At 30.7% G+C, this 16,158-nt stretch carries 17 protein-coding genes and 2 pseudogenes; 6 read left to right on the top strand and 13 right to left on the bottom strand.

All coding sequences use genetic code 11. The features are described 5' to 3' along the window. Window positions 1-37 precede the first annotated feature (37 nt). Window positions 38-1,246, top strand: a pseudogene (locus tag AGR56_RS03290) (MFS transporter); the annotation flags it as partial. A gap of 106 nt (window positions 1,247-1,352) precedes the next feature. Here AGR56_RS03290 and AGR56_RS19995 read toward each other — a convergent pair. The 7 genes and pseudogenes from AGR56_RS19995 to AGR56_RS03265 form a co-directional block, all read right to left on the bottom strand. Further along, a pseudogene (locus AGR56_RS19995) lies at window positions 1,353-1,460 on the bottom strand (family 1 glycosylhydrolase); the annotation flags it as partial. 26 nt (window positions 1,461-1,486) lie between these two features. Continuing rightward, a complete protein-coding gene (gene fabV, locus AGR56_RS03285; protein WP_053241127.1) occupies window positions 1,487-2,683 on the bottom strand; it encodes an enoyl-ACP reductase FabV in 1,197 nt (398 codons plus the stop codon). Between the two features lie 3 nt (window positions 2,684-2,686). After that, a complete protein-coding gene (locus tag AGR56_RS03280) occupies window positions 2,687-3,190 on the bottom strand; it encodes a peptide deformylase (RefSeq protein WP_053241126.1) in 504 nt (167 codons plus the stop codon). Window positions 3,191-3,411: 221 nt separating this feature from the next. After that, window positions 3,412-4,731 carry a hemolysin family protein gene (locus AGR56_RS03275; protein WP_053241125.1) on the bottom strand — a complete coding sequence of 440 codons (1,320 nt, stop codon included), beginning with the start codon at window positions 4,729-4,731 and terminating at the stop codon, window positions 3,412-3,414. Window positions 4,732-4,880: 149 nt separating this feature from the next. Then, the gene (locus AGR56_RS22545) at window positions 4,881-5,054 is read right to left on the bottom strand and encodes a GNAT family protein (protein ID WP_278279566.1); all 174 of its coding nucleotides are present in this window, start codon (window positions 5,052-5,054) and stop codon (window positions 4,881-4,883) included. Next, window positions 5,051-5,410, bottom strand: coding sequence for a GNAT family N-acetyltransferase (locus AGR56_RS03270; protein ID WP_278279565.1), 360 nt, complete (start codon window positions 5,408-5,410; stop codon window positions 5,051-5,053). Before AGR56_RS03270 ends, AGR56_RS22545 begins: the two co-directional genes overlap by 4 nt. Before the next feature lie 103 nt (window positions 5,411-5,513). Then, on the bottom strand, window positions 5,514-6,086 hold the full coding sequence (locus AGR56_RS03265) for a GNAT family protein (protein WP_347460379.1): 573 nt from the start codon (window positions 6,084-6,086) through the stop codon (window positions 5,514-5,516). A gap of 125 nt (window positions 6,087-6,211) precedes the next feature. Here AGR56_RS03265 and AGR56_RS03260 point away from each other — a divergent pair, with 125 nt between their 5' ends. Further along, window positions 6,212-7,261 (top strand): trypsin-like peptidase domain-containing protein, encoded by a 1,050-nt coding sequence (locus tag AGR56_RS03260; RefSeq protein WP_053241123.1) that lies wholly within the window; start codon window positions 6,212-6,214, stop codon window positions 7,259-7,261. A 133-nt stretch (window positions 7,262-7,394) separates the two neighbouring features. On the opposite strand, the gene AGR56_RS03255 is transcribed toward AGR56_RS03260, so the two are convergent. Genes AGR56_RS03255 through AGR56_RS03245 form a run of 3 tightly spaced genes read right to left on the bottom strand, consistent with a single transcriptional unit; the run spans window position 7,395 to window position 8,284 of the window. Then, window positions 7,395-7,610, bottom strand: coding sequence for a hypothetical protein (locus tag AGR56_RS03255; protein WP_053241122.1), 216 nt, complete (start codon window positions 7,608-7,610; stop codon window positions 7,395-7,397). 21 nt (window positions 7,611-7,631) lie between these two features. Next, window positions 7,632-8,024 carry a DUF2809 domain-containing protein gene (locus AGR56_RS03250; RefSeq protein WP_053241121.1) on the bottom strand — a complete coding sequence of 131 codons (393 nt, stop codon included), beginning with the start codon at window positions 8,022-8,024 and terminating at the stop codon, window positions 7,632-7,634. Continuing rightward, complete coding sequence (locus AGR56_RS03245; RefSeq protein ID WP_053241120.1) at window positions 8,021-8,284, bottom strand: TIGR04076 family protein; 264 nt, start codon at window positions 8,282-8,284, stop codon at window positions 8,021-8,023. Before AGR56_RS03245 ends, AGR56_RS03250 begins: the two co-directional genes overlap by 4 nt. A 124-nt stretch (window positions 8,285-8,408) precedes the next feature. On the opposite strand from AGR56_RS03245, the gene AGR56_RS03240 reads away from it, so the two are divergent. Together AGR56_RS03240 and lon are read left to right on the top strand one after the other, a co-directional pair. Then, window positions 8,409-8,972 carry a TetR/AcrR family transcriptional regulator gene (locus tag AGR56_RS03240; RefSeq protein WP_053241119.1) on the top strand — a complete coding sequence of 188 codons (564 nt, stop codon included), beginning with the start codon at window positions 8,409-8,411 and terminating at the stop codon, window positions 8,970-8,972. 85 nt (window positions 8,973-9,057) lie between these two features. Then, complete coding sequence (lon, locus tag AGR56_RS03235) at window positions 9,058-11,433, top strand: endopeptidase La (protein ID WP_053241118.1); 2,376 nt, start codon at window positions 9,058-9,060, stop codon at window positions 11,431-11,433. Window positions 11,434-11,536: 103 nt separating this feature from the next. On the opposite strand, the gene AGR56_RS03230 is transcribed toward lon, so the two are convergent. The 3 genes from AGR56_RS03230 to AGR56_RS03220 form a co-directional block, all read right to left on the bottom strand. After that, window positions 11,537-12,550, bottom strand: a complete 1,014-nt coding sequence (locus tag AGR56_RS03230; protein WP_053241117.1) for a CPBP family intramembrane glutamic endopeptidase — start codon at window positions 12,548-12,550, stop codon at window positions 11,537-11,539. A gap of 125 nt (window positions 12,551-12,675) precedes the next feature. Then, window positions 12,676-13,197 (bottom strand): spore maturation protein, encoded by a 522-nt coding sequence (locus tag AGR56_RS03225; RefSeq protein ID WP_053241116.1) that lies wholly within the window; start codon window positions 13,195-13,197, stop codon window positions 12,676-12,678. Window positions 13,198-13,431: 234 nt separating this feature from the next. After that, the gene (locus AGR56_RS03220; protein WP_053241115.1) at window positions 13,432-14,007 is read right to left on the bottom strand and encodes a nucleoside recognition domain-containing protein; all 576 of its coding nucleotides are present in this window, start codon (window positions 14,005-14,007) and stop codon (window positions 13,432-13,434) included. A gap of 360 nt (window positions 14,008-14,367) precedes the next feature. Between AGR56_RS03220 and AGR56_RS03215 the strand changes: the two genes are divergently transcribed. Both AGR56_RS03215 and AGR56_RS03210 read left to right on the top strand, forming a co-directional pair. Next, window positions 14,368-14,907, top strand: a complete 540-nt coding sequence (locus tag AGR56_RS03215) for a cob(I)yrinic acid a,c-diamide adenosyltransferase (RefSeq protein WP_053241114.1) — start codon at window positions 14,368-14,370, stop codon at window positions 14,905-14,907. Window positions 14,908-14,919: 12 nt separating this feature from the next. Then, the gene (locus AGR56_RS03210) at window positions 14,920-16,077 is read left to right on the top strand and encodes an aminotransferase class I/II-fold pyridoxal phosphate-dependent enzyme (RefSeq protein WP_053241113.1); all 1,158 of its coding nucleotides are present in this window, start codon (window positions 14,920-14,922) and stop codon (window positions 16,075-16,077) included. The last annotated feature ends 81 nt before the right edge of the window (window positions 16,078-16,158 follow it).

The raw sequence follows: 16,158 nt of genomic DNA, 5'->3' as shown, positions 1-16,158 counted from the left end.
ATGCTAATGCTTTTACTAAACAAAAAGTACTTTTAAATCTTTGCGTCATAGGGATTTTAGATGTTTCATTATCGGTCAAGCAATATCAGTTATAGGCACCTGGCTTCAGAAAACTGCTCAAACTTGGCTTTTATACACGCTAACAAAATCCCCATTACTTTTAGGTATGCTTGGAGTATTTCAATTTGGACCAACTCTTCTCTTTTCCGCATTTTCAGGAGCAATAGTTGATAGATTTCCAAAGAAAAAGCTACTTTACTGCACTCAAATCACATTTATGATTCAAGCCTTTATATTGTTTATATTAGTTTATACTAACCACATAAACTATTGGTCTATTTTTATTTTAGCTGTAATCTCCGGGTTTGCAACAACACTTGATATGCCAACAAGGCAATCTTATTTCATAGAACTTGTCGGAAAAGAGGATTTGCCCAACGCAGTTTCTCTTAATTCTTCTATTTTTAACATTGCAAAAATAATTGGACCTTCTATAGCTGGAATTATAATGGTTAAATTCGGCACAAGTTTTTGTTTCTTTTTAAACTTTCTCAGTTTTACGGCTGTACTTATTGGATTATTTTTCATATCTGCAAAAGACAAGGTGCAAGTTAAACATAACCAAAACTTATTAAAAGAGGTTAAAGACGGTTTAGTATATATTCGCAATAATATAAAACTAGTTAAAACATTTATACTGATGGGAATAGTTTGTACCTTCTGCATGAATATAGATGTCATTTCCCCTGTCTTCTCTAAAACAGTTTTGCATAGAGGGGCAAATGGCTATACATTTTTGTTATCAGCCATGGGCTTTGGTTCTCTTTTAGGCACATTTAAAATGGCCAGCACACGTAAAAAAAATTTAAATTTTAAGCTCTTAAAAACAGCTGCATTTTCTACAGCAATATTTCAGCTTTTAGTTTCATTTTCAAATAACTATTATTTGTGTGCGCTTTTTATTCTTGGAACTGGCTTTGCAAATCTAGCTTTTCTAAATGGAAGTAACTCAATTCTTCAGCTTAATACAGAAGATGAGTACCGAGGAAGAGTAATGAGTATATATAGTCTTTTTAACGCTGGTTCAGTACCTATAGGAAATTTCTTTGTAGGCAGTGTTATGAATGCTTTTGGTGGTAGAGCCGGATTTTCATCTGTTGGAATAATAACTGTAATCTTAACAGGAGCATTTGCATTATTTTTTCAGGAGAAACACAATACAAGCAAAAGCTTTGCGGCACATTAAATAAAATCAAAAATAAGAAGACATAACATACATGTCTTCTTATTTAAAACCGCTATATATAGATATTTCAAAACATTATTACTCCAGATTCCAACCATTAGTTTCTTGCACCGAAAGGTACGGTAAGACAATTAATCTCATTAAATATAAGCCAATATTTCACCTTATCTTTGTATCTCTTAAATACAGCTTCACAATATCTCACATAATTTTCCGAACTTCAACTAACAATTATCGCACTTAATATTCTAATTTCTTTAATACTTCAACATCAATATCCATATCGTAATCTACTCCTTCAGCCTCGAAACCATTTACCTGCATAAATTCCTTTTTATATCCTTCATAATCAGATAACTCCTTAAAATTTTCCGGAGTAATTTTATTCCATATATTGTCTACTTCTCTTTGAACATCTTCCCTAAGTTCAAAATCATCCATTCTTAGTCTTCCTACGTCATCAAATTCTACTTCACCGCTTGAATATATCTTTTCTGAAAACATCCTTTGCATTTGCATAATGCAATTTTCATGAATGCCTTTTTCTTTCATAACCTTATATAGAACTGCCGCATACAACGGAAAAGTAGGTATATATGCACTTGCCTTAGTAACTAGTGCTTTATTTACAGAAACAAAAGCTTTCCCATCAATTTCTTTTTTTAGCTTTTCATTAATTTCGTGTGCTATATTTTCAAGATCTTTTTTAGCTGCTCCTATAGTTCCCTCTCTGTATATTTTGTAAGTTCTTGGAGAACCAATATATGAGTATGATATGGTAAGAGCACCCTTTGAAAAACATTCTTCTTTAAGGAGTATATCACACCAATTCTCCCAGTCTTCTCCACCCATAACCTTTCTAGTGTCTTCAATTTCATCCACAGTAGCACTATTAACTTTTTTTAATACCATTTCACCTTTTTCAATATCAATAGTTGGTCCCTCGAATTCTCCTGAAGTGGTTTTTATCTTTGAGTTATACACTATTCCAGTTTTATAATCCTTCCTTCTTGGAGCAGCCACACTATAAACAAATAAATCTATTTTTCCAAACTTTTCTTTTATATATTTAATTACTTCATCTTTAGCTTCATCTGAAAAAGCATCGCCAATAAAATTTTTTGCTATTAGTCCTTCCTTTTCTGCAAATTCCTTAAAAAATATATTATTATACCATCCCGGTGTTCCAAGTCTCCTATCTGTAACTCCAGTTTCATAGGATAATCCAATCGTATCTGCTTTTGCTCCTCCAAATGCCAGTGAAATTCTAGTAGCAAGACCAAAACCAGATGATGCTCCTATGATTAAAACCTTTTTAGGTCCCGTAAATTTCTTAGAATTCTCACAATAATCTATCTGATTTAATACTTCCTGCCTACAACCATAAGGATGAGTATTCTTAACAAATCCCTTTATAAGTTCTTCTTTTATTATCATTTTTTAATCCTTTCCGAGCTTATCCTTGTTAATTCTAAAGGACTTATCATCAATAGCTCTTTGAACAGCTAATATTCCATCTAAATGATCGTATTCATGCTGCAAAAGTTCAGATAAATCTCCTGTACATTCCAGCCTGCAATCCTTCCACTCTAGATTTTTATAATAAACCGTACATTTCTTCTGCCTTAATACCTTTACTTCTAGTCCCGGAAAACTCATACAGTCATCCCACATTTCAAATTTATCATCTTCATCAAACTCAAGTCTAGGATTTATAAATGCTATAGATTTTTCATTATAATACATATATATTATTCTAAATGGTTCATCTATCTGTGGTGCAGCTATTGCTCTTCCAAAGCCATGCTCTTTTCTAAATTCCATTATAGTATCATGTAAATCCTCTACTACTTGCTTTGCTTTATCTATTTCACCTTTTGAAATTTCACTGCAAGTCTTATATAAATTTTTATTTCCTAATAATAATATTTCCCTACTCGCCATAATTACCCTCCAATATTTTTATTAATTATATATAAAAATAAAGACTGAAATTTATTTTATAGGTTCAACATTATATTTAAACATTGTGACCTCCTTTATATCCAGCCTTAATTAAATGGTTACCGTACTGAAATTTAATTTATACACATTTCAAAATAATATATCCAGGACATTATGAGACATGTATAAATTAATAGTTGAGTCAATAACCTTATAGTATTTTATTTTTCTATATAAACTTTAACTTTTTCTATTCTTTTTTCTTTAACTTCTTCTATTTTAAATTTAATATTTTCATATTCAATAACATTTTCTTCTTCACCTTCTGGTATATGTCCCATAAGCTTAATTAAAAGACCACCTAAAGTATCATAATCTTCAGAATCCTCATCTAACTCTAAATGAATTTTTTCATTTAATTCCCTTACAGGAAGTATGCCATCAACTATATATGTGTTATTATCAACTTTTCTTATATTAGGCTCATCTTCATCATATTCATCATTAATATTGCCCATTACTTCTTCTATTAAATCCTCTATAGTTACTATTCCAGAAAAGCCCCCATATTCATCTATTAATATAGCCATGTGCTTTTTAGAACTTTGGAGTTCCTTAAATAGCTCGTCTATATTTTTTCTTTCTGGCACAAAATAGGCTTGATGGAGAATGCTCTTTATATCTACATTTTCAAATCCAACCTTACGTGCTTCAATCATAAAATCCTTCATATATAAAATACCAATTATATTATCACTGTCATCTTGAAAAACTGGTATTCTAGAATACTTTTCTTCAAGAAGTTCATCCAAATATTCTGTAAGTGGCTTGTCAATATTAATTAAATATACCTCTGTTCTTGGTGTCATAACTTCTTCTGCAGTTCTATCGTCAAACTCAAAAATGCTATTAATCATCTCTTTTTCAGTTTCATTTATTACGCCATATTCCTGACCAGCCTCAACAACAGATCTTATTTCCTCTATCGAAACCTTTTCTTCTAAATCACTACTATTCATGCCAACAATTCTTATAAGAATATTAGTAGAAGCTGAAAGTAATTTAACAAAAGGCACTGCAATTTTCGAAACAAAAAGTATTGGCCTTGCGGATGCCATAGCAATTTTCTCTGATTTTTGAAGTGCAACTCTCTTTGGAAATAATTCACCAAATACAAGTGTAAAATAAGATAAAATAATCGTTACAACAATTAAGGAAATTTGATTTGCATACGGAACATGTACTTTTTCCAAATAACTACCAAATGTATTAGAAAGTCCTGTAGCTGCAGATGCACTAGAAAAAAATCCTGCCAAAGTAATTCCTACTTGAACAGTCGATAAAAATTTAGTTGGTTCCTCAGTTAACTTTTCTAGTAATTGTGCTTTTTTATTTCCTTCCTCAACTAAAAGCTTTAACTTCGTTTTATTCAGAGATACAATTGCCATTTCTGCTGAAGAGAAAAAAGCATTTATTAATGTTAATATTGCAATTAGAATTAATTGCGGAACTATAGTAGCAGGATCGGGGTCAGATTCCATTTATTTCTTCCTCCTAAAAATTAAAAATTATTGTTTAATTTTATCATAATTAAATATAAATATCAAATTCAATATATAGAGGAAAAATTAAAAGTATACTAACTTCAGCCACTTTAAGCTTCGCAATTTATGAAAATATTGCAAGAGAATTATTGGTTAAACTCCTTTTCAAAAACCGCCATAAGCACTTCATCATAATACTTTCCATCCTTAAATATCTCATCTTTTAAAATACCTTCCACTTTAAAGCCGCACTTTTCATAGGATTTTATTGCTCTTTCATTAAACGAAAAGACCCTTAGCTTTACTTTGTGCATATTCATATTTTTTGAAAAATAAATTTCAAAAGCACCCTCATTGCATCCGTTCCATAGCCCTGGCCCCAGTATTCTCTATCTCCAATCATAATTCCAACTAAGGCTGTCCTTGTAATTAAATTAACTTTTTGAATGTTACATTCTCCAATATACTTTCTAGTTTCCCTATCTTCAATTGCAAAATTATATTCTCCAATACCACCTTTAGATTTTATTAATTTCTCCTTTTCCCACAAGGTTACAGGAAAAGGTATCTCATCCTCATAGTATTTCATCATTTCTTCATCATTAATATATTTAGCTGCTAACTTTATATCTTCTTCTTTGTACGCCCTCAGGCATACCTTTTTTCCATAATACACTTATTTTCCTCCATTATTGTGAATTGTTTTTTCCATAACAACTTTTTAATTTCATATGCCTCATTCGTATTTGCTCTGACCACACTTATCATAATAACATCACCTATTCTTGAAATTCCTCTCTAAATACTGCCATAAGTACTTCATCATAGTATTTTCCATCCTTAAATATCTCATCTTTTAGAATGCCCTCTACTTTAAATCCACATTTTTCATAGCATTTTTTAGCTCTTTCATTGAATGAAAATGTACTTAACTTTATTTTGTTAATATTCATGTTTTCAAAAATAAACTTTATAAGAATCTTCATTGCATCAGTTCCATAACCTTTTCCCCAGTAATCTTTATCTCCAATCATAATTCCAACTGTAGCTGTACGAGCAAGCCAGTTTACGTCTTGAATACCACAGCCTCCAATATATTTTTTTGTTTTCATATCTTCTATTGCAAAATTAAACTGTCCACTTTGATTTCCTTTTTGAGATTTTATCCAATCCTCTTCCTCCCATGGACTTATTGGAAATGGAATTCTTGGAGTCAAAAATCTTTTAAGCTCCTCATCATTTACAAGTTCTGCTGCCACCTTTATATCCTCTTCTTTATAAGCCCTTAAGCAAACTTTTTCTCCATAATACATTTTTACAACACCTCGTATAAAATAACTTATTTTATTCAATTTCCTTTTCAATCATTTTATACCAACTGCTTTATTGTGTAAACACCACATAGATATCAATTTCTAAGCAAGAATATTATTTGTACATTTGTGAAAAAATAATAAAAAATAATGGTGGTGATGTCATGAAAAAATTCAAATTAATAATTAGTACATTTTTAATAAACGCTTTACTTGTCTCTGGACTTACTGGCTGCAAAACTACTACTTCTAAAATTAATAATAATAAAGAAACTGCAAATGCTCAAAATGCTACTTCCTCAGCTGGCTCGCAAATAACAACTGCTGCTGAAAAAGTAATACCTTCAGTAGTAAGTATCACTGCGACTTATGTTGATAATAACGGTAATACAGTACAAGGTGTAGGTTCTGGAATGATAATTGATAGTAATGGTTACATACTTACAAACAATCATGTTGCCAATGCAGACAGTAAAACCATCACTGTCTCGCTGTACAATGGAAAAGATATCTCCGCAAAACCAGTATGGGCTCAAGCAGGCTTAGATCTTTCCATAATCAAAATAAATGCTGCAAATCTTCCTACCGTAAAATTTGGAGATTCTTCAAAAGTTAAAGTAGGTGAAAATGCTATAGCTATAGGCAATCCATTAGGCTTAAACTTCCAAAGAACTGTCACTTCCGGAATTATAAGTGCCGTAAATAGAACTATAGAAGTTAGTGAAGGAACTTTCATGGAGGATTTGCTTCAAACAGATGCTTCAATTAATCCTGGAAATAGTGGTGGACCTCTTGTAAATATAAATGGGAACGTCATAGGTGTAAATTCAGCTAAAATTACAAGTGCAGAAGGAATAGGTTTTTCTGTACCAACTAATATAATTAAGCCAGTATTAAAAAGTATAAAAGCAACTGGGAGTTTTACTACACCAGTAATAGGAATAGTTGGGTTCGACAAATCAATGTCCGGATATTTAAATACAACCTTTGATAGAGGTATTTACATTTATAGCGTATCAAGTGGAAGTGGTGCCTATAATGCTGGAATAAGAAAAGGTGACATTATTCTTTCTATGAATGGAAAAGATGTCAAAACTGTAACTGATTTGAGAGAAGCGCTATATAACACAGGCGTAGGAAACACCTTAAGAATAAGGGCTAGAACTGCATCTGGAGAAAAAGACTTTAACGTTACACCTAAAGCAGCTGGCTAAGCAATAGTGTTTTATAACATTAAATAAAGTTCATAAATCTAGGAGCTAAAATCTTAAGAGACTTAAAACAAAATAAGCAAATAGCAAGTTATTGAAAGTTCCTATAATTTTAAAATTTTGGCTCTAATATTTATTAGATTTTATTTAAACCGTTATAATATCTATGTAGTATTTTCCTGGAATTTATATCTACAGAAAGCGAATCTAATGGATTGTTTCCGCTTTCATCTATATTTTGAGTATCTAAATTTATATCATTTAAACTGAGTAATTGTATATCCAGTCCTTCAAGTATTTTTTTCATGTATTTGATTTTTGCTGGATTTTTTGTACCATATAAAATTTTCACAAAAACACCTTCTCTATATCCTTACGTACAATATTTTTTCAAAATCATTTCAAAAACTACAGCTGTACCTATCCCTACAGCATAAGCTATTAAGTCACTCCAGGAAAATGTATATCCTAATATTAACCCACCTAAAGTTGTCCTTCTTATATCATCTATCCAATTAGCATGATATAATTGGCTGAGTTCAATAATATAACAAAATAATATTGAACTTAATGCAATCTTCTTCGTGTCCATATCCTTAAAAATAAAAGCAAATCCAAAGAAAATCATTACTGCCCAAAGTGAATCCCCTAAGTAATCATTCAAAGAATCAGGAATAAAATTATTAACTCTTTTTGAGTATATTCCAAATATAATTATAACTACTATGATTAATCCATATATTGATCTATTTCTTTTAAATTTCATAATTCCGACTCACTTTCATTAATAACCTCTCCTTGAATCAAAACTCTTCCTTGGTCTGGACATCTAAATTGAAATTTCTTTTCTCTTGTGCTGCCATAATCTAATTCTCCATTATTTAATAGTACATAAACACTTGGATATATACATTGCCACAGCTCATGACATATAGAAGGGCAAATATCCTCTACAATATAAGTATCTCCAGCTTTATGGTATCCTCCTCGGCATCTACTTTCTAATATAGTTAACTTAACTTTCATTGCTATTCCTCCAACACTTTAGGTTTATTTATAATAATACGCTAAAAATTATCATTTTTAAATAAATTTTTTCTATTGACAATAAACGAATGATCATTTATTATATGTATAAAGAGGTGGGCAAATGAGAAAGAAGGACGACAAAAAGCAGGAAAATATAAAAAGAGCAGTAATTAAATTAATACTAGAAGAAGGCTTTCACGGTACATCTATTTCTAAAATAGCAAAGGAAGCAGAAGTATCACCTGCTACAGTATATGTTTATTACAAAAATAAAGATATAATGCTTCATGAAATTTACTTTGAATACTCTGAAGAAATACTAAATCATTTGCTAAATAAGGTTTCAGAACACATGACAGGCTTAGAACTTATAGACACTCTTATAAAAAGTTACTATAATTATATAAAAGATAATAAAGAAATATTCTTATTCGTAGAACAATTTTCTAGTTGTCCCGCTTTAACAAATAGCTGTAAAGCACAAAAAAGTACAAAAGATTTTGATAATTTACTAGACAAGATAAAGAAAAATAAAATTATTAAAGATTATAGCAATAATACAATTATCTCCTTAATATTTTCTCCTGTAAAATCTATATGCATGAATAAGTGTATTGGTATCGATAAAAAATTGAAACTATTAGAGGAGTTAATAAAAATTATTCAAGACGCCTTAGTTATTTAACATCTATGAATTACAAATTGTTTACTAAAATTTTAATAATTATTAAATGAATATTCATTTAAAGTTTAAGAAAGGAGAAATAATTATGGAAAATATAAATTTAGCAATAATCATCCCAATTTTAGACATCGTTTTGCTGCCGGGTATGGAATATACATTAAAGTTAAATAATCTTAATAAAGTATCGTTAAATTATTTAGGCAATGAAAATACTTCAAATATAGCACTTTCTTTAAAAAACAAATTTGATAATCTATCGGAAGATGATTTTTATAAAATTGGAGTTACTTTCAAGATTTTAAATATAGAAAAAACATTTAAAGGTCACGATTTAAAGATTAAAGTACTTGATCGTGTAAGCGTAACATCGCTTCAATTTCAAAATGGATTTATTATGGGTGAATACGAAAAAGCATCTGATATTATAGACTTATCACAAGCCAGCATAAACGAAATGCTTTCCTCTATCAAAAAAACCATTAATGAACTAGCAAAGAATTTTAATGGAGCCGAAGTATATCTTGATAAAATAAATAAGATAAAACATATTAACAAATTAATAGGCTATATATCACAATTTATGCCCCTTTCTTTAGAACAAAAATATAAATTTTTAAGCATTCAATCTTTAAAAGGAAGAAGCCTAAACTTTCTGGATTACCTCTTAAAGGAAAAAGAATCAATTAAATTTAAATTTGAAGTTGCAGAAAAACTTTCCGAAAAGGCTAATAAACGTTACAGAGAATCTGTTTTGAGAGAACAACTAAAGGCAATACAAAGTGAACTAAATGAAAATGGAAATAAAGCTTCCTCAAAGGACACAGACTACTTAGATAAGATTGAAGCTTCTGGAATGCCAGATGATATAAAAGAAATAGCTATGGATGAACTTAATAAACTTAAAAATCAAAATCCAAGTAATTCTGATTACAGTATAATAAAAAACTATTTAGATTTGTTAGTACAACTTCCTTGGAAAAATCCAGAAGAAAAGGACATTGATTTGAATGAAGCTAAGGCTATTTTAAATAAACAACATTATGGACTGGAAAAGGTTAAAGAAAGAATAATTCAACATCTTGCTGTTATGAAGCTAAGAAAAGATAAAAGTGGTTCTATTCTTCTACTTGTAGGTCCTCCTGGAACTGGTAAGACAAGCCTTGGAAAGAGTATTGCAGAAGTTCTCCAAAGAAAATATATAAGATTAAGCCTTGGTGGAGTAAGAGATGAAGCTGAGATAAGAGGACACAGAAGAACTTATGTGGGAGCAATGCCAGGGAGAATAATCCAAAGCATAAAAAAAGCCGGCGAAAAAAATCCTGTTATAGTATTAGATGAAGTTGATAAGCTCACAAGTGATTATAATGGTGATCCTGCTAGTGCTTTACTTGAAGTTCTCGATCCAGAGCAAAATGATACATTTACAGATCACTACCTTGACGCTCCTTATGATTTGTCAAATATATTTTTTATAGCTACAGCTAATTCACTAAGCGGCATACCTCGTCCACTTCTAGATAGAATGGAAATTATTGAAATTTCAAGTTATACTGCAAATGAAAAGTTCCACATTGCAAAAGAGCATTTAGTTCCCGAGGTACTCAAAGATCATGGACTTACACCTGATAACTTAAGCATAGATGATTCAGCATTAAAAAGTATAATAAGTGACTATACTTTAGAAGCGGGAGTAAGAGGATTAAAGAAGCAAATAGCGGCCATTGCAAGAGTTGCCTCCGAAAAAATTGCTTTAGGAGAAATAAATGATACTTTTTTAGTAAAAAAACAAGATCTTGTTAAGCTGCTAGGTAGACAAGTTTCTAACCATGAAAAAGCTCAAAATGATAACCCTCCTGGTGTTGTAACAGGACTTGCCTGGACATCTGTTGGTGGTGAAATATTATTCATTGAAGCAACTCACATGCCCGGTAGTGGACAAACTATATTGACAGGACAACTTGGAGATGTAATGAAAGAATCAGCAAGAATTTCCTTAAGTCTTTTAAAATCAAGACTTCCTTTAAATAGTTTTAATTTTAAGGAAAAAGACATTCATATTCATGTTCCTTCTGGCTCTGTACCAAAAGATGGTCCTTCTGCCGGAATAACAATGTTTACTGCTCTTGCATCCCTTACAACTGGAATAAAAGTAGATTCAAAACTTGCAATGACTGGTGAAATAACCTTAAGAGGTGCTGTATTACCTATAGGCGGATTAAAAGAAAAGCTCATAGCTGCTGATAGAGCTGGAATAAAAAAAGTATTAATACCAAAGGATAATTTAGTTGATTTAAAGGACATTCCTTCTGAAGTAAAAGACAGTCTTGAGATTAAGGCTGTTGAAACCGTAGAGGATGTTTTAAAGGAAACCTTAGGTATATCCCTTCCAAAACTAGATAATCTAATTAGCGGAGATGAACTGCTTAAAGAAACTTTTAGTTTGAACACCAACTTACAATAAAGAAGAGGCTCATAAACCTCTTCTTCTTTATATATAGACATTAGATAAAAAGTTTAAATTCCTCTTGTAAAAAAATATTTACTACCTATAATCGCCACTCATTTTATAATGATTGAGAAACTTTGTTAATTTCATTATTCTTGTATTCTTTAGTAAATATGAATGGTACAAATAAAACACCTTCTATTGCTATTCCTATTACTAAATCTTTTAATGTTAATACTTGAGCATATTGTCCTCCGTTAGCTCCTGAAGCTAAAGAATTATTTATTATATGAAGAATTATTGTTGACCACAAATTTCCTGTTTTCATATATACAAAACCAAAAAATATAGCAAGAAATGTGCAAAAAAAAGGATATGATATTATGCTATAGACAGGTGTTTTAGGTCCATACAATGTAATACACAGCGGTAAATGCCACATCCCCCATATTACTCCCAGCACAACAATCCCAACCTTTTTACCAAATAAAACTTGAAGCCTTGGCTGGAGATATCCCCTCCAACCTAACTCCTCACCAAAATATGGCATAAAAGCTGCTACAATACCTATTAATAGGCTTATTGGTAAAAAAGAAATAGTAATTATAACATTTTTTATTTCTCTGCTTGAAAATCCACAGATTACTCCCGAAGTTCCAACTTCAATTAATCTAATTACAATAAAAGCTAATGATAACAACATAGTAATTTTTATATTTTTTCTTAATATCATGCTTATTCTTTCAAAATATTTATTCTTGTCATCTATAATTTTAACAAAAGCAATCAAGCTAAATATTCCCACTACCATGTTTAATACTAACTCTACATATTTCCTATATGCAAAAATTCCAACAATTAAAATAACTATACACAATATAAAAAATGCAATATACTCTTTAAAAAATTTGATAAGTTCTTTGGGCATATTACTCTTTTCATAATATAATTTCATACAAATAGCCGCAAACGCTGGGTAAAGCATTTGAACTAAAGCAAAATATTGACCAGCAGATTTATCTAAATTTTTATACACCAAAAATAATATTATTCCCATAAGATAAGTGACCGAAAAAATAATAGTTAAAACTTTGGTTACTTCCATTTTGATTTGTTTTAAGCTCTTCTCCATTCTTTCATCTCCTAAGTTATAACGCTACTATTACATACTTTACATTAAATAACATAATATACCTTGGTATAATAAATTTCAATTAAAGTCTCTGCTTTACAACACTCATTTAAAACAAAACCTAATTAAAATACTATGAACTTAGCCATTACAGTTGCCATTATGAGTGCACTCATATCTGCCATTATAGCAGCCCAAAGTGTATGTCTTATTTTTTTTATTTTTACAGCGCCATAATAAACGGTTATTGTATAAAAAATTGTTTCTGTTGATCCCATCATTATAGAAGCTACAACGCCTATATACGAATCAGCCCCATATTTTTTTAACACTTCTGCAAAAACTCCTAATGCTCCACTCCCTGACAATGGCTTTATTATAGCAAGAGGTACAAGTTCCGGTGGAAAACCAACAAGTTCTGCTGCTGGTCTAACAAAATCTATAACATAATTCATAGCATTTGACTCTCTAAATATAGTAACTGCTAAAATCATAGCCAATAAGTATGGAAATATATTAATACATATCTTAATTCCATCTTTTGCTCCTTCAACAAAGCACTCATAAACCTTTACTCCTTTAAGCATTCCATATAAAACTATTGTAACTATTATAATTGGAATCAAGGCTTTTATAATATAATCCAAATTAATCCCCCCAATCAATTCACAGTTCACAATGCACAGTTTAGGATGATTTTCTTCCGTTTCTCTACAGAAAATCTAAAACTTATTGCTGACGCCATTTTGATATAATGCTTTATTGCGTTCATTCAGCCTACTGGAACATCATATCAGTTTTTTATATAATTTTAGATTTATCTGACGAGAGGAAGATAAATCATCCTTCACTGTAAATTGTGAACTGTGCACTGTGAACTATTAAAAATATCTCTCTAGTATTTTGCAGTAAATTATCCCAAGTACTGCCGCCGTAACCGACGTTGCAATAGCTGACGGGATTATAATAGCTGGATTTTTTGACCCACAAGCCGCTCTCACAGATAAAACTGTAGTTGGAACAAATTGAATACATGCTGCATTAAGCACAAGAAATTTTGCCATATCATTAGTTGCTGTTCCATTGTTTCGGTTTTCTTTCTCCATTTCCTGCATAGTCTTTATGCCAAAAGGCGTTGCTGCATTGCCAAGCCCCATCATATTAGAAGTTATATTCATTATCATTGGTCCCATAACATTATCATTTTTACTGGATTCTCTAAAAATCAACTTTAATATTGGTCTTAATATCTTTGATAGCTTGTCCGTAAGTCCGCTTTGTTGTGCGATTCTCATAACTCCGCACCATAAGCACATTATTCCAGCAAGTGATATTACAAGTTCGACAGTAGAACCAGAAGAATTTACTATAGCCTTTGATAAAGCTTCTCCTCTACCACTTATAATGCCAAATATAGCGCCAAAAACTATGAATAAAAACCATATGTAATTTATCAAATTATCACCCCACTTAATATAATGAGCAGCTTAGAACTTAAAAATCATAAGTTTCAAGTTTATCTCGACAAACTGGAATTTAACTCAGAGTACAAAGTACAGAGGACAGAGTACAGTGAAGGATGATTTTTCTCCGCTGTCGCTACAAAAAATCTTAAACTTAATGCACGCATTTAGACTAGTAAACTATAATATATGTATATCTGTTTATATTTTATCATTAAATAATCATATAAATATAAAAATATTGTATAAATTATAGTTAATAAGTTAAAATACCCACTATAGTATTGAATTAATAATGATTATACATAAAAAAGCAACTTGTCAAATTAAAAAAGTATGTAGGGAAGATTAAGTATGAATAATATTGAAGAAGGCTTTATAGAGATATATACTGGTGATGGAAAAGGAAAGACAACAGCAGCGCTGGGACTTGGTATGAGGGCAGTAGGAAATGGAATGACAGTATATATGGTTCAATTCTTAAAAAGCAGCTCAACAGGTGAACTGGCCAGCATAAAGAAACTTGAACCGTATTTTAAATTATTTAGGTTCGAGAGGGAAAGAGACTTCTTTTGGAATTTAAATGATAAGCAAAAAGAAGAACTAAAAGATGAAATAAGAAAAGCATATGAGTTTTGCGTTAAGGTCTTAAAAAATAAACAGTGTGATGTTCTCATTATGGATGAAATTATGGGAGTTTTACAAAATAACCTTTTAAGAGAAGAAGATATATTAAAGCTTATAAGTTTAAAACCTAAAAATGTTGAATTAGTTCTTACAGGAAGAAATGCACCTTCAAAAATAATAGATAAAGCGGATCTCGTTACTGAAATGAGACCAATAAAACATTATTTTGAAAAAGGAGTAGCTGCAAGAAAAGGAATAGAATATTAGGGGGTCATAAGTTTGAAAAATAGTAAATTATCTAGGAATGTTCAGGCAATAGAAACATCTGGTATAAGAAAGTTTCACAATAAGGTTCCACAGGTTAAAGGAGCAATTTCTTTGACATTAGGGCAGCCAGATTTTCCAGTTCCACCCAAAATAAAAGAGGCAATTGTTAAAGCACTTAATGAGAATAAAACTGTGTATACTCCAAATCCTGGAATACCAGAGCTTAGAAGTGAAATAAGCAAGTATCTTGAAAATTTTAATATAAATTATAGTGGGGATGAAATTTGTGTTACAGTTGGTGGAAGCGAAGGTATAATGTCCATACTTGCTGCAATTATTAATTCTGGCGACAAGGTCATGGTACCAGATCCAGCTTTTCCAGCATATTTAAATTGTGCTAAGCTTTATGGTGCAACCATTATAAAGTACGATTTAGTGGGAGAAAATTTTGAAATAGATTATAAACAAATTGAGGATATAATATCAAAAGAAAAACCCAAAATATTAGTTATGTCATATCCATGCAACCCTACTGGAGCAATACTTGATAAGGAAGGCGCAGAAAAATTACATAAAATAATAAAAGATAACGATATATTAGTAGTAACTGATGAGATATATAGTGCTTTATGTTATGAGGATAATTATTATTCTATAGCGCAATATAGTGATATTAGAGATAAGATTATTTTAGTCAGTGGATTTTCAAAAACTTTTTCTATGACTGGACTTAGAATAGGATATATATGTGCAAGCGGAGAGGTTATGGAGGGTATAATGAAAACACATTTATATGCTGTTACATGTGCACCATCAATATGCCAATATGGTGTTTATGAAGGACTAAGAAATTGCCTTGAAGATGTAGAATATATGAAAAACGAATTTAAGAAAAGAAGAGACTACATATATAAAGCGTTAAAGGATATAGGTTTTGAAGTGAGCCTTCCTAAAGGTGCATTTTATATATTCCCTAGTATAAAAAAATATAATTTATCAAGTGAAGAATTTTGTGATAGGCTGCTTAGGGAAGGAAAAGTAGCAATAATACCTGGTTCCGCTTTTGGTAAAAATGGGGAAGGCTTTGCTAGAATTTCGTATGCATATAGCATGGAAGAATTACAAACCAGTATTGATAGAATAGATAAGTGGATTAATAAAAACTTTTAAGAATATAAGTAAAATAAGTAGTGCTTAATAAGAATTTAAGTACTGCTTATTATTTTTGCTTTATTTTAAAGATATGATTAT

The organism is Clostridium sp. DMHC 10, from assembly GCF_001270375.1.
GTDB lineage: Bacteria > Bacillota > Clostridia > Clostridiales > Clostridiaceae > Clostridium_S > Clostridium_S guangxiense.
This window is presented reverse-complemented; position numbering and strand designations above follow the sequence as displayed.